Annotated in this window: 12 protein-coding genes and 1 pseudogene; 11 read left to right on the forward strand and 2 right to left on the reverse strand. The window is 67.0% G+C overall.

Annotated features, from left to right (window positions below):
- The first annotated feature begins 119 nt into the window (after positions 1-119).
- The 4 genes from FV560_RS15660 (at position 120) to FV560_RS15675 (ending at position 4,403) form a co-directional block, all read left to right on the forward strand.
- Positions 120-1,514 (forward strand): sensor histidine kinase, encoded by a 1,395-nt coding sequence (locus FV560_RS15660; RefSeq protein ID WP_159622497.1) that lies wholly within the window; start codon positions 120-122, stop codon positions 1,512-1,514.
- Positions 1,515-1,567: 53 nt separating this feature from the next.
- Positions 1,568-2,200 carry a response regulator gene (locus tag FV560_RS15665; protein ID WP_159622574.1) on the forward strand — a complete coding sequence of 211 codons (633 nt, stop codon included), beginning with the start codon at positions 1,568-1,570 and terminating at the stop codon, positions 2,198-2,200.
- A gap of 125 nt (positions 2,201-2,325) precedes the next feature.
- Positions 2,326-3,210, forward strand: coding sequence for an ABC transporter ATP-binding protein (locus FV560_RS15670; RefSeq protein ID WP_159622498.1), 885 nt, complete (start codon positions 2,326-2,328; stop codon positions 3,208-3,210).
- Positions 3,207-4,403, forward strand: coding sequence for an ABC transporter permease (locus tag FV560_RS15675; RefSeq protein WP_159622499.1), 1,197 nt, complete (start codon positions 3,207-3,209; stop codon positions 4,401-4,403). Before FV560_RS15670 ends, FV560_RS15675 begins: the two co-directional genes overlap by 4 nt.
- A gap of 17 nt (positions 4,404-4,420) precedes the next feature.
- Here the strand turns inward: FV560_RS15675 and FV560_RS20415 are convergent, their stop codons facing one another.
- Positions 4,421-5,224, reverse strand: a complete 804-nt coding sequence (locus tag FV560_RS20415) for a PT domain-containing protein (RefSeq protein WP_235020166.1) — start codon at positions 5,222-5,224, stop codon at positions 4,421-4,423.
- A gap of 303 nt (positions 5,225-5,527) precedes the next feature.
- Positions 5,528-5,626: pseudogene (locus FV560_RS20690) on the reverse strand (DUF2510 domain-containing protein); the annotation flags it as partial.
- 158 nt (positions 5,627-5,784) lie between these two features.
- On the opposite strand from FV560_RS20690, the gene gdhA reads away from it, so the two are divergent.
- The 7 genes from gdhA to FV560_RS15715 all read left to right on the forward strand — a co-directional run bounded on the left by gdhA (position 5,785) and on the right by FV560_RS15715 (position 13,549).
- On the forward strand, positions 5,785-7,128 hold the full coding sequence (gene gdhA / locus FV560_RS15685; RefSeq protein WP_159622501.1) for an NADP-specific glutamate dehydrogenase: 1,344 nt from the start codon (positions 5,785-5,787) through the stop codon (positions 7,126-7,128).
- Between the two features lies 1 nt (position 7,129).
- The gene (locus FV560_RS15690; protein ID WP_159622502.1) at positions 7,130-7,768 is read left to right on the forward strand and encodes an ASCH domain-containing protein; all 639 of its coding nucleotides are present in this window, start codon (positions 7,130-7,132) and stop codon (positions 7,766-7,768) included.
- 293 nt (positions 7,769-8,061) lie between these two features.
- Positions 8,062-9,024, forward strand: coding sequence for a carbohydrate ABC transporter permease (locus FV560_RS15695; protein ID WP_159622503.1), 963 nt, complete (start codon positions 8,062-8,064; stop codon positions 9,022-9,024).
- Positions 9,021-9,974 carry a carbohydrate ABC transporter permease gene (locus FV560_RS15700; RefSeq protein WP_159622504.1) on the forward strand — a complete coding sequence of 318 codons (954 nt, stop codon included), beginning with the start codon at positions 9,021-9,023 and terminating at the stop codon, positions 9,972-9,974. The genes FV560_RS15695 and FV560_RS15700 overlap by 4 nt, the downstream gene beginning before the upstream one ends.
- A gap of 125 nt (positions 9,975-10,099) precedes the next feature.
- Entirely contained in the window at positions 10,100-11,482 is a 1,383-nt protein-coding gene (locus tag FV560_RS15705; protein ID WP_159622505.1) for an extracellular solute-binding protein, read from the forward strand.
- Positions 11,482-12,207, forward strand: coding sequence for a glycerophosphodiester phosphodiesterase (locus FV560_RS15710; RefSeq protein WP_159622506.1), 726 nt, complete (start codon positions 11,482-11,484; stop codon positions 12,205-12,207). The genes FV560_RS15705 and FV560_RS15710 overlap by 1 nt, the downstream gene beginning before the upstream one ends.
- Before the next feature lie 31 nt (positions 12,208-12,238).
- On the forward strand, positions 12,239-13,549 hold the full coding sequence (locus FV560_RS15715; RefSeq protein ID WP_159622507.1) for an alkaline phosphatase family protein: 1,311 nt from the start codon (positions 12,239-12,241) through the stop codon (positions 13,547-13,549).
- The last annotated feature ends 1 nt before the right edge of the window (position 13,550 follow it).

Raw genomic sequence — 13,550 nt, forward strand, 5'->3', positions numbered from 1 at the left:
AGTTGTGTAACCACCAGGTGACGTAATCCACCACCCCGTGCTGGATGTCTGGGCCCGAGCACTCGGCTCCGTCTCAGGACGGAGGCGCCGGATGACCAAGGCGGATACGCTCACCGACGATGTCCGACACACCCTCATCCCGCGGCCGGCGCCTGTTCGGCTGGTTGAACGACCCGGACGAACCGTGGTGGGAGCGGCCGGGTCCGACGAGCGGGCAACAGCGCCGTGACATCATCGGTGCCTTCGTCTACCTCGCGGTCGCACTCGGTGTCGTAGCGCTGACGAAGTCCTACGGGCTGCGCATCGAGGACGAGGCCGGCTGGCGGGCCTATCTCGCCGTGGCATTGATGGTGCTCCCGCTCAGTGTGCGGCGGCGGTGGCCGCTACCGGTGCTCGTGGTCGCCTCCGTTCTGTTCGTGGCACTGGCGTATCTCAGTCCGGAAGTGACGGTCTCCGTGCCGTTCCAGGTGGCCTACTTCGCCGCGCTGTACTCGGCGGTCGCATGGTCACGCGACCGCCGCATGCTGTGGATCCTCACAGCAGGAGTGATCGTGGCGATGACTCTGTGGATCACCATCGCGCTGACCGTCACCAATGCCGCCGGTCAGATGAGCGGCCTGTTCGAGGACGGTGCCGGACCGCTGCCGCCGCTGGTGGCCTACGCCCTGTACACCGCCCTGCTCAACGCCGCCTACTTCGGCGGCGCTGTCCTGATCGGCCGTACGGCCTGGCGTACTGCGCTGGACCGGGTCAGGGTTCGCGCCCAGGCTGAGCAGATCGCCGAGCAGGCTGCCGAGCTCGCACGCCGTGCCGTGCTCGAGGAGCGGGTACGGATCGCGCGTGAGCTGCACGATGTCGTCGCTCACCACGTCTCCGTGATCGGTGTCCAAGCCGCCGCGTCCCGTCGCATGCTGCCGGTCGATCCCGAGCGCAGCACGCAGGCGCTGCGGACGATCGAGTCGACCAGCCGCGAGGCGGTCGAGGAGATGCGGTCACTGCTGCACATCCTGCGCAACGACGAGACGCCCTCCGATTCCCGGGCACCCGAGCCCGGGCTGCACGACATCGACGCTCTCGCCCGGACCCACCGTGAGGCCGGCCTGATCGTGACCGTCGAGCGTGTCGAGACCGAACCGGGCGACCTGGATCGGGCCGCTGCACCGCTCTCGCTGTCTGTGTACCGGTGCGTACAGGAATCGCTCACCAATGTGCGTTCCCACTCCACGGCTCGTCGCGCCTCGGTGACGCTACGCACCGGAGGCGGGCCTGCGCCGTCGTGGTTGGAGGTGGAGGTGCTCGACGACGGCCGACCCCGGGGCGCGACGTCCGGGACTGGCTTCGGTCTGCGTGGCATCCGGGAACGAGCGGCGCTGCATCACGGCGAGGTCGACGCCGGCCCACGCGAGCCCGGGCCGGGCTGGCGCGTTCGGGTACGGTTCCCCTATCGGGAGGCGGCCGGAAACGGAACAAGCGGCGCCGCTACCGTTACTGCTACCCAGGGAGAGTCCGCGTGAGCATTCGCGTCGCACTCGTCGACGATCAAGCGCTCGTGCGCTCCGGCTTCGCGATGGTGCTCTCGGTCGAGCCCGATATCGAGGTCGTCGGTCAGGCTGCCGACGGAAGCGCCGCACTCGACCTGCTTCGGCGTACCAGTGTCGACGTCGTGCTGATGGATGTTCAGATGCCGGCGATGGATGGCATCGAGGCCACCCGGCACGTCGTCGGCGAGGACCTGGCGAAGGTCATCATCCTGACGACCTTCGACCGCGACGACTACCTGTTCGCTGCGCTGGAGGCCGGAGCGAGTGGGTTCCTGCTGAAGAACGCCGACCCGGACGACCTCGTCGGAGCCATCCACGCAGTGGCGGACGGGCACGCGCTACTCGCACCGGAGCTGACGGTCCGCGTCATCCGGCGCCTGGTACAGCGTCCGGAGGTCTCCGTCGCAGGTGGAGCTGACGGCGAGGGCACAGCAAGACACCCCGTACCCGCTCCTCCGATAGAGCCGCTGACCGCGCGAGAGCGTGACGTGCTGGCACTCGTGGCCGAGGGGATGTCGAATGCCGAGATCGCCGGCCGGCTCTTCGTCGGTGAATCGACGGTCAAGACCCACGTCTCGCACGTCCTGGCCAAAATCGGTGCACGGGACCGCGTGCAGGCCGTCGTCTATGCCCACCGCACCGGACTGACCGCTCCCTGAGCGGCGACACAGGCGTGAAGCCTCCTCCTCGCGGGGGATCAGCCCATATCCGCCGCGCGGGCGAGGATTCGCAGCCACATCCTTCCTAGGCTCTCGGGTAACGCCCCTCACGCGAAGGAGTATCGATGCCCGCCGCCCTGGAGGTCCGCGACCTCACTCGACGATTCGGTGAGAAGGTCGCCGTCGACGGTGTCTCGTTCACTGTCGAGCCAGGCACGATGACGGGTTTTGTCGGCGCGAACGGCGCCGGCAAGACCTCGACCATGCGCATGATTATGGGCGTTCTTGCCCGCCACGCCGGTGACGTGCTCTGGGATGAGCGCCCCATCACTCGCGCGGATCGCGCTGCTTTCGGCTACATGCCTGAGGAGCGGGGCCTGTACCCCAAGCAGCAGATCCTGGACCAGCTCTGCTATCTCGGGCAGTTGCGTGGGATGTCGCGCGGCGACGCAGCCCGGCAGGCTCAACGGCTGCTCGACCGTTTCGAGCTCGCCGACCGTGGCAAGGACAAGCTGGAGGCGCTCTCGCTGGGCAATCAGCAGCGCGTCCAGGTGGCTGCCGCACTACTGCACGGCCCTACCGCGCTGATCCTGGACGAGCCGTTCTCCGGTCTCGACCCGGTGGCGGTGGACTCCATGGTCGATCTCCTCAACGACAAGCTCCGCGAGGGCGTTCCGGTCCTCTTCTCCAGCCATCAGCTGGATCTGGTCGATCGCCTGTGCGACTCCCTCGTGGTCCTCTCCGACGGAGTCGTGATGGCATCCGGCTCGGCCAGCGACCTCCGCGGCCGCGGGCCGCGACGCTATCGGATCACCACCACCCCAGACGCCGGCTGGTTGCGGGAGGAACCGGGACTGACCGTGCTCGACGTCGACGGCGCTACCGCGATCGTGGAGCCGCGAGGCGACCTCACCGCCGACCTCGTCACCCGAGCCGCCGCTCGAGGACTGATGGAACTGACACCCCTGGTGCCCACCCTGGCCGACATCTACCGCGAGGTGACCCGATGACTGCAACCACGACCACCGCAGATCGGGTTCTGGTGCGCTCTCCCTGGCGCACTGTGACCGCTCGCGAGATTCTCGTCAAGGTCACCGATCGCAGCTTCCTGCTGTCGACCGTCCTGACCATGGCACTGCTCATCGGCGCGGTTGCCATCTCCGCCTTCTTCTCCGCTCGTACCACCACCTACACGGTCGCAACCGCCACTGAGCAAGTCACGACCGTCGCGGAGTCCGCGAGCTCCGGGGTGGAGGAGTCAGGTGACCAGCTGCAGGTGAGCACTCTGGAGACGGAGCAACAGGTGCGCGAGCAGGTCACCTCCGGTGAGGCGGACGCGGGCCTGATCCGCACCGGAGACGGATACGTGCTGCTCGGTCCGGATGATGTGCCCGGCCCGCTGCAGGGCGCCATCGCAGCAGCGGTGCGTGATGCTGTCCTTGCGGAGAACGCTGCCGCGGCAGGCTCGACACTCGCAGAGCTGGAATCGGGAAGCGAGGTGAGCATCGAGCTGCTCGACGAGAACGCCGGCCGCGGCGTCGCCGCCCAGATCCTCGGATTCGTCTTCGCTTTCCTGTTCTATATGGCTGCCCTGATGTTTGGCATGACGATCGCGAACTCCGTGCTGGAGGAGAAGCAGAATCGCGTGGTGGAGATCCTGGCCACCGCGATCCCCGTCCGGCAGCTCCTCTATGGGAAGGTGCTCGGCAATTCGATCCTCGCCTTCGCCCAGATCGCGCTCTACGGGGTGGTGGGCCTCATCGCCGTGAACGCTGCCGGTCTGGCCGAGGACATCGGATGGATCGTCTCCGCCTCAGGCTGGTTCATCGCGTTCTTCGCCGTCGGGTTCCTGGCGCTGGCAGCCGTGTGGGCCGTTCTCGGGGCGCTCGCCAGCCGGACCGAGGATCTCCAGTCCAGCACCGGTCCGATTGTCGTGGCGATCATGGCGGTGTTGTTCGTCGGACTGTTCGCCAGCGGACCCCTGCTCAGCATCGCCAGCTTCGTACCCATCATGTCCTCGGTGGCCATGCCCGTGCGACTCCTCGAAGGCGACGTCGCGCTCTGGCAACCCGCAGTGTCTCTCGGACTGACTGCGCTTGCCGCCTACCTGATGGTGCGCGGTGGCGAGCGGATCTATCAGCGCGCGGTGATGCAGGGAGGCACTGCACTCACCTGGCGTCAGGCGCTGCGCCTCGAGGCCTGAACGGCTCACCACAGGTGCTACTCGACGGTGACCGAGACCGTACCGCTGACCGCTTCGTCGTCATAGCCCCAGATCAGGACGATCGCGGCCCCGTCTTCGGTCGACTCCACGGAGAGGTACGGATCGAGGTTCCCGCCCGTGTCGGGCGCATCGCTGTTCCGGTCGTCGTTCTCCTCGTAGGCCCCGTCGACCAGGCCGATACCCGCGATGGCGTCGCCGTCGGTGTCGTAGACATCCACGGTGAGCGTCTGCCCGGCGCCGACGTCCAGCTGCCCGGCCCATGTTCCGCCTTCGTCGACCGAGAACTCCTGCTCGCCAGCGTCGATCGCCGGTGCCGGTTCCCCTCCGGCGTGCAGTTCGAACGTGGTTCCGCTGTGGCGAAGATCCTCGACGACCACTTCATGCTCACCGGCGGCGAGCACCATCGTCAGGCTCGCGTCATAGGAGTTCGAGGACTCGACGGTCCCGTCGTCGTCCCTCCAGCGCGTACCGTTCGCCGCCGTGACCTCGACCACGGGATCGACGTCTTCCTCCGAGAAGGTGTCCACCCAGTACACACCGGGCTCGTCGACGGCAAAGGTGAACGTCACCGTGCCCTGGGCCGGCACATCCACGTCGACGACGTCGCCGGAGACGATCGTGCCGCCGTCGCTTGTTGGATTGTCGGTCGGCTCCTGTGTCGGCTCGTCGGTCGGTTCTGCCGTGGGGCTGGGCTGTGTCGGAGCTCCGGTCGGGTCCGGATCGTCGGACCCGAGCCCGCTGATCAACTGCACAGCAAGCACGACCACCACGATGACGGCCAGTGCTGCCACACCGAGCACGACGATCAGTGCCCCTTTCCCTCCATGTCGGGAGGGAGGCGGCGTCGGTGAACCGTACGCCCCGGCATTTCCCGGAGCCGCTCCACCTGGGGTGGACCATCCTGCGCCAGCACCGTAGCTGGGAGACCCCGCTTGCTGGCCACTCCACTGCGGGCTCGTGCCAGGGGCCGCCACATCAGGCACATCCGTACCTGCGTAAGGCGACGTGTACTCACCAGCGCCAGGTGCGGGTGCAGCACCATAGGCACCGGCCGGAGCACCATGCGCTCCGCTCTGAGGGCTCACGGGAGCGCCGGGGCGCGGCTGCACAGGTGCGCGCTGCTCCGTCCAGGTCGCACCATCCCAGTACCGCACCTGTGTCTGGTCCTGCGGATCCGGATACCATCCAGCCGGCACCGACATCTCTTCCCCCAGTCCATTGACCACTGCAACGATTCGACGTTCATTCACGGGCGATCGTACCCTCGTCCTAGAACCGCTCCGGGGGGAGAAATTTCACCGGAGCGTGGCCGCCACAGCGCCCGACGCTCGTGGCACCATCACCTGACGAGAGGCTCCCGATGCTCGACCCTTCCCTGCAGTCCGTCCTGGATGACGTCGTCGGGCGCAGCCAGCATGAGCCGGAGTTCCATCAGGCGGCACGGGAAGTCCTGGAGTCCATCGGACCGGCGGTACGTCGCCACCCCGAGTACCTCGACGCCGCCATTCTGCCGCGGTTGTGCGAGCCCGAACGTCAGATCATCTTCCGGGTGCCGTGGACCGACGATCGCGGCCGTGTGCACGTCAACCGCGGCTTCCGGGTGGAGTTCAGTTCGGCGCTCGGCCCGTACAAGGGCGGTCTTCGCTTTCACCCCAGTGTCAACCTGGGCATCGTGAAGTTCCTGGGCTTCGAGCAGATCTTCAAGAATGCACTGACCGGTCTCCCGATCGGTGGCGGCAAGGGAGGGTCCGATTTCGACCCGAAGGGACGCTCGGACGCCGAGGTGATGCGATTCTGCCAGTCGTTCATGACCGAGCTCGCACGGCATATCGGTGAGAACACGGATGTGCCGGCCGGGGATATCGGCGTCGGTGGCCGGGAGATCGGCTACCTGTTCGGCCAGTACAAGCGCATGACGAACCGGTTCGAGGCCGGTGTGCTCACCGGCAAGGGCTTGACCTGGGGTGGTTCCCAGGCTCGCACGGAGGCAACTGGGTACGGATTGGTGTTCTTCCTGCGCGAGATGCTGGACGCCGCGGGGACCGACCTCGACGGACGCCGGGTAGTGGTCTCCGGTAGCGGCAACGTCGCCCTCCACGCGATCGAGAAGGTGCACTCGCTCGGCGGGACTGTCGTCGCCTCCTCCGACTCCTCCGGCTACATCGTCGACCAGGACGGGATCGACCTGGACCTGCTTCGCGAGATCAAGGAGGTCCGGCGCGGACGGATCCACGAGTATGCCGATGCCCGGTCGGGCAGCGCCCGCTTCGTGGAGGACGGCACGATCTGGGACGTTCCGTGCGACGTGGCCCTGCCGTGTGCCACCCAGAACGAACTCGACGGGGCCGATGCGCGCCGCCTGATCCGAGCCGGCACAATCGCCGTGGCGGAGGGCGCCAACATGCCCTGCACACCGGAGGCCGTCGACGCCTTCGCCGACGCCGGGGTCGCATTCGGCCCCGGAAAGGCCGCCAACGCCGGCGGTGTGGCCACCAGCGCACTGGAGATGCAGCAGAATGCGGCCCGCGAGTCGTGGTCGTTCGCTCATACCGAGACCCGGCTCGACGAGATCATGCAGTCGATCCACCGCCGGTGCCTGGAGACGGCTGAGGAGTGCGAGCGCCCCGGCGACTACGTCACCGGGGCGAACGTGGCCGGATTCCGTCGTGTGGCAGATGCGATGCTGGACCTCGGCGTGGTGTGACGTGCTCATCTCCCGCACCGTGGCCGAGGGGATCCGTGCCGGCCGGATCCGTACCCAGTACCGCCGCTGGGATGCGCCACGGGTGCGGGTAGGCGGACAACAACTCACCCCGGCCGGGATCGTCGAGTTCACGCGTGTCACGCGGGTCAATGACCTCTCGCGCCTGACGGACACGGCTGCGCGCGCGGCGGGTATGCGGGACGCTGCCGCACTGCGCCGCGCATTGGCTCCGCGGGACCGGCCCCGCGGTGAGCGGGGTTCACGTGGCGGCGCCTACGTCTACCGTGTGCACCTGCGGTGGGTCGGTGAGGACCCCCGGATCGCACTGCGGGAGCAGATTCCGGACGAGGCGGGCCTGGTCGAGATCGCCACGCAGCTCCGGCGTCTCGACGCGCGGCGTACCGGTGCCTGGACGACCGGGATCCTGACATGGATCCGCGCCAACCCCAGGGTGGTCTCGACGGTGCTGGCCGCCGAACGTGGAGTCGAGGTGCTGCCGATGAAGGCTGACATCCGCAAGCTCAAGGCTCTCGGCCTGACGATCAGCCACGACGTCGGATACGAGATCTCCCCTCGGGGGCGCGCCTATCTCGACTGGGTGCAGTCGCAGGTCCCGGACCGACGGGACGGACAGGGCTGAGGACCGGCCGGGACTGGGAAGTAGCACGCCGGCTCTCCTGTTCACGGATCTGACGTCCTCCAGCCCGTGGCTCATCCGTTCACCTCGTGGTCACCCGGACCTGCCCTGAATTGAGCAAACACGCCGGTTTCGAGCACCATCTCTCACCTACGAGCGTTCGCACGCTCGTTCAGCATTCGTCACCTCGTGCTTCGGATGCGCTCATCTTGTCTCGATTGACTGTGGTCTGCCGCCGGATACGCCACTCCTGGTGGCCAGCTCCTCGCGCCCCGACACCACACGAGACGAGTTCGATGACCACGCTCCTGCAACCCGTGCGCCGCTCCTCCCAGGCGCGTACCGCTCCCCCACCCCGTCGCAGTTCCCCGCAGCTCCGGCGACGCCGCCTCATCGAAGGCGCGCTCTTCTGGGCGCTGATCCTGCCGAACCTGCTCGCGATCGTGGTGTTCGGGTACTACCCGACCGTCTACAACTTCGTCCTGAGCTTCACTGACTGGGACTTCGTACAACCGGCGCCGGTGGTCGTGGGCCTGGACAACTACATCGAGTTGTTCCAATCCGGCTCGATGCTCATGGATGCCTTGCGCAACACCGCGATCTTCGTGCTCGTCGCTGTGGTCGGCACCCTGTTCGGGGGGATGGCGATCGGTGCCTTGCTGGCACAGCGACTGCGGTTCTCCGGCCTGGTGCGCACCCTTGCGTTTGCTCCCCACATGCTTCCGGGTGCGGCAGTCGGGGTGCTGTGGCTGTTCATGTTCGACCCGAACTACGGCCTGAGCCGCTGGCTGTTCTCGATGTTCGGCATGGAGTCTCCCCACTGGACGACCACCTCGGACTTCTCGCTGTGGTCGATCACGATCGCCTATGCCTGGCAGCGGCTGGGCTTCGTGGCGATCATCTACTACACGGCGATCCTGGACCTGCCGAAGGACATCTACGAGGCGGCTGCCCTCGACGGGGCCCGCGGCTGGCCGCTCTTCCGCTACATCACACTGCCGCTACTCAGCCCCGTCACCTTCTTCCTGACGGTGACCGGCATCATCGCCGCCGCGCAGACCTTCGACATCATCGCCACCCTCACGATGGGTGGGCCCGGCACCTCGAGTACGACGCTGCCGTGGATGATCTACGACCAGGCGTTCGTGGACTTCAACATCGGCACCTCGGCCGCGACCGCCACGGTCATGTTCGTACTTCTGCTGGTGGTCACCCTCGTTCAGACCAAGTACGCGAGCAAGCAGGTGCACTACTCATGAGCCTCACCCTCGATCGCAAGGACGACCCAGCAACGTCAGCGCACACCACCCCACCAGAGCAGCCGCCCCGCTCCCGGGACCAGGGCTCTGGACACGGCAAACGCAAGGGCCGCCGTCAGGGACCGCGTCGTCCACTCCCGGCGACGATGGCGCTGTACGTGCTGATCGCCGCAACGTTCGCGTTGTTCGCGATCCCGCTGTACTGGTTGTTCAGCTCCGCCCTCAAACCCGAGCACGAGATCTACACCTATCCGCTCACGTGGATCCCGAGCACGCTGGAGTGGAGCAACTTCGCCGAGGCCTGGACCTCCGCTCCGTTCGGAGCGTTCCTGCGCAACTCCATCATCACCACCGTGGTGGGCACTGGCCTGGAGATCGGGGTGGCGCTGCTCTCGGCCTATGCCTTCGCGTTCGTGTACTTCCGCGGCAAGATGCTCGTCTTCGCACTGATGGTCGGATCGCTGATGCTGCCGGGCCACATCACGCTGCTCGTCAACTACATCACCATCTCCAACCTGGGATGGCTCAACACCTACCAGGGCCTGATCCTGCCGGGCATCGGCTCCGCCTTCGCGATGTTCCTGATCTACCAGCAGATGCGCCAGGTACCCGAGGAACTCGTCGACGCCGCCCGTGTGGACGGCGCGAGTCACATGCGCCGCATGCACGCGGTGGTGATCCCGATCTGCCGCCCGATGATCCTCACCGCGACCCTCATCGTGCTGATCACCAAGTGGAACGACTTCGTCTGGCCGCTGATCGTCACCTCCACCTCCGACATGCGGACCCTCCCGATCGGCCTGATGTTCCTGCGCAGCCAGGAAGGCTACGACGCGTGGGGACCGGTCATGGCCGGGACCGTGATCGTCGCCGCTCCGATGCTCATCGTGTTCTTCCTCGCGCAGCGCCGGATCATCGGCGGCATCACCGCCGGAGCCCTGAAGGGCTGAACTGAACTCCCGTCGACGGCGTCCCCTCACCCCTGGCGGGGGCGCCAACTTCACGCTCGTGCCCGCGAGCAACACATCCGTGCGTCGAGATCTCGGCGTCACTCGTCCCACCGAAGGAGTACTTCGTGCACAACCTGACTCTCTCCCGCCGCCACCTGCTCTCCGCCCTGGGCCTGGGCACCGGTGCTGCCGCGCTCGCCGCGTGCACCGGACCGGTCTCGGCCTCGGACGGCGGATCGGAGGGCGCGAGCAACCTCCGCAGTGACTTCAGCCAGGCCGCCCTGGGTGAGATCCCGTCCGAGTACTCCGGCCGGACCAACATCCTCTTCTGGGCGCCCTGGACCGGTGGTCTGTTCGAGGCGATGACCGAGCAGTTCGCGATGTTCAACGAGTCTCAGACCGACATCTACGCCGCGATCGAGTCGGTTGGCAGCTACGCCGACCTCAACACGAGCTTCACCGCGGCCCTCCAGGCCAAGGCCGTACCGGATATGGTCTGCTTCCCGGAGATGCAGTGGCTGCAGTTCTACTTCGCGGGTGCCCTCGCCCCGCTCGACCCGCATTTCGACGACGAGTGGAACCTCGACATCTACTTGCAGAACTTCATCGGTGAGAGCAAGGCGGGTGAGGAGACCTTCGTGGTGCCGTTCGCCCGTTCGACGCCGCTGTTCTATTACAACAAGTCGCTGTTCAACGACTTGGGTCTCCCCGTCGACACTCAGTACACCTGGTCCCAGCTGCGCGAGTTCGGATCCGAGATCGCCTCCGTCTCTAACGCCGGTCAGCCGATCAAGACGTTCGCCTACTCCGCTGGCGACGCCTGGTTCGCCAACTCCTGGCTGTGGGCCTTCGATGGTGTCTGGTCGGACGGTTTCGACGTCATGCCCGACGAGGGCACGGTGCGTGAGCTGATGACCTTCGCGAACGAGTGGGTGCACGTGGATGGCAACGCCTACATGGCGCAGGCCTCGCACACTGACTTCCAGACCGGTGTGGTGGCCGCCGTGCACGGGTCCACCGCATCGATGCGCGGCCTGACCGAGGCCGTCGACTTCGAACTGGGCGCGGCCTTCATGCCCGGCGAGGTGAACCAGCCGCCCACCGTTCCCACGGGTGGTTCGGGATTCTCGATGGTGCGCACCGAGTCACAGGAGCGTCAGGACGCGACCGCAGAACTGCTGCGATTCCTCGCGCGCCCGGAGATGTCCGGCAAGTGGCACATCGACTCCGGCTACGTCCCGATCGTCCAGGCCGCGCAGGACGAGCCGGAGGTCGTGGAGCTGCACGCGACCGACCCGAACTTCACGGTCGCGATCCAGCAGCTCGAAAACGCCCAGACGGTGGCGCCGGTCAACTGGTTCAACTCCGGTACGGCCTCCCTCAGCGAGGCCTTCGCCCGGGTGACCGGTGACAACGGTGACGTCCAGGAGTCGATCGACACTCTCCGGGGCGAGTACGAGTCCCTGCTCGAGGACAACCGCGAGGACCTTGAGGCCCTGGACGTGTGATGTCAACGCCTGTCATGTCCCAGCAGGGGTATCCAGGCATCGTCGGGCACCGCGGCGCGGCGGCGGTGAGCGCGGAGAACACGCTCACCGCCTTCGCCCGCGGGGAGGCCGACGGTGCCGACGCAATCGAGCTCGACGTTCACCTCACTGCGGACGGTGAGCTGGCGGTGATCCACGACGCCACCGTGGACCGGACCGCCATCGCGGGCCGCACCACCGGAGCGGTCAGCGCGCTCACCTGGGCACAACTGCAGGACGTCGAACTCGCCGACGGTGAACGCATCCCCTCCCTCGCTCAGGCACTGGCGGCGATCGGAGTGGAAGTCCACGTCGAGATCAAGGCAGCCGCCGCCGCTGTGCCGGCCACTGAACTCGTGCGTGCAGCAGGCCTGCTCGACCGCGCAGTCATGACCAGTTTCGACATCGACGCGCTCCGTCACGTGCGAGCGTTCGCCCCGGAGGTGAGGGTCGGCGTCATCTCCGCTGCTCCGACACCGCAGGCGCGCGACGCCGTCCGTGAACTGAGCGCGGTATCTCTCGCCGTGCAGGTTCCTCATCTCGACCACCGTGTGGTCGAGGAGGTCCACGCCGAGGGCGCGCTCGTGTGCGGCTGGCCGGTTCTCACCTCCGACGATCTACGTACTGCCCTCGCGGCGGGCGTCGATCTCGTCACCGCCGACGACCCGGCGTGGTGCCGCGCCGCACTCGCCGACCTTCGCCACTGACCGACCACCCGCCCAGATGAAGGATCCAACCGTGCCGAACAAGCTTCTCGTCGTCTCCGTCGACGCCATGCACACCGACGACATCCCCTTCGCGCGCACCCTGCCCGCCTTCTCACGCATCCTTGAGCGGGCCGCTGTCGCGGAGATCGACGGCATCTACCCGTCGGTGACCTACCCGAACCACACCGCCCAGATCACGGGCTGCCCACCGGCTCGCAGCGGAATCTTCAACAACCTGCAGTTCCAGCCCGGGCAGGGCGACGCGTCCGAATGGTTCTGGGACGCCTCGATGATCCGCGTACCCACCATCCTGGAGGCGGCACGGCAGGCAGGGCTGAGCACCGCCGCAGTGCAGTGGCCGGTCACCGGGAACGCCCGCGGAGTCGACCACCTGGTTCCGGAGATCGCCTGCCCGCAGGTGTTCGACGGGCTGGAGGACCAGTACCTGCGTACCACCGACGAGCACTCGTATGAGACCTACATCCGCCCGAATCTGTCATTGATCCACACCGACAAGCGCAAGGGCAAGTACTTCGACTTCGTCAACCACGTCTCGGCCGAGGTACTGCGCGCCGAACGCCCCGACGTGATGTTCGTGCACCTGGTGGAGGTCGACACGGCCCGGCACGCCGGCGGGTCCTACGGCCCGCATGTCGAGGAGGCGCTACGGGAGGTGGACGCGACCCTCGGTGCCTATCTGGAGGTTCTCGAGGCTACCGGTGACCTGGAGTCGACCAACATCGTGCTCGTCTCCGACCATGGCCACGTGGACGTCGAGCAGCACACGAATCTCAACACGCTGTTCGTGGAGCGGGGCTTCATCCGGCTTGACGACCAAGGCAACCTCCTCGACTGGGATGTGTTCTGCCTTGGGGCGGGCCTGTCGGGTCAGCTCTTCCTCGCCGACGGCCTGCCGGTGGAGCGCCGGCGGGAGATCGAGGCGCTGCTGGTCGAGATCGAGTCGGAGCCGCAGTACCGGATCGAGAAGATCTGGACGGCGCAGGAAAGTCTGCGCGACTACGGTCTGGACGGTCCGTTCGAGTGGGTGGTCGAATCGGAGCCCGGTGTGATCGTGGGCATGCTGTGGGATCGGCGCACGATCGTACGCACCGGGGACGAGGACTTCCCGGCACTCAAGGGCAGCCACGGTCATGCACCCCGCCACGGGGGCCAGCCGGTGTTCATCGGCTCCGGCCCGGACTTCGCGCCCGGTGCTGACGCCGGGCGCCGCAGCATGCTGGATGAGGCCGCTACGTTCGCGCACCTGCTCGGCGTCGACCTGCCCGACTGCGAGGGCGACGTGGTCACCGAGATGCTCGCGCCCGTCGTGGCGCCTGCCTGAT

The sequence above is a fragment of the Ruania rhizosphaerae genome (assembly GCF_009805705.1).
Taxonomy (GTDB): Bacteria; Actinomycetota; Actinomycetes; order Actinomycetales; family Beutenbergiaceae; genus Ruania; species Ruania rhizosphaerae.

What these genes read in the sequence shown, in the direction of transcription:
- FV560_RS15660 (WP_159622497.1), top strand. Translation starts at nt 120, where the DNA reads ATGTCCGACACACCCTCATCCCGCGGCCGGCGCCTGTTCGGCTGGTTG.
- FV560_RS15665 (WP_159622574.1), top strand. Translation starts at nt 1,568, where the DNA reads ATGGTGCTCTCGGTCGAGCCCGATATCGAGGTCGTCGGTCAGGCTGCC.
- FV560_RS15670 (WP_159622498.1), top strand. Translation starts at nt 2,326, where the DNA reads ATGCCCGCCGCCCTGGAGGTCCGCGACCTCACTCGACGATTCGGTGAG.
- FV560_RS15675 (WP_159622499.1), top strand. Translation starts at nt 3,207, where the DNA reads ATGACTGCAACCACGACCACCGCAGATCGGGTTCTGGTGCGCTCTCCC.
- gdhA (WP_159622501.1), top strand. Translation starts at nt 5,785, where the DNA reads ATGCTCGACCCTTCCCTGCAGTCCGTCCTGGATGACGTCGTCGGGCGC.
- FV560_RS15695 (WP_159622503.1), top strand. Translation starts at nt 8,062, where the DNA reads ATGACCACGCTCCTGCAACCCGTGCGCCGCTCCTCCCAGGCGCGTACC.
- FV560_RS15700 (WP_159622504.1), top strand. Translation starts at nt 9,021, where the DNA reads ATGAGCCTCACCCTCGATCGCAAGGACGACCCAGCAACGTCAGCGCAC.
- FV560_RS15710 (WP_159622506.1), top strand. Translation starts at nt 11,482, where the DNA reads ATGTCAACGCCTGTCATGTCCCAGCAGGGGTATCCAGGCATCGTCGGG.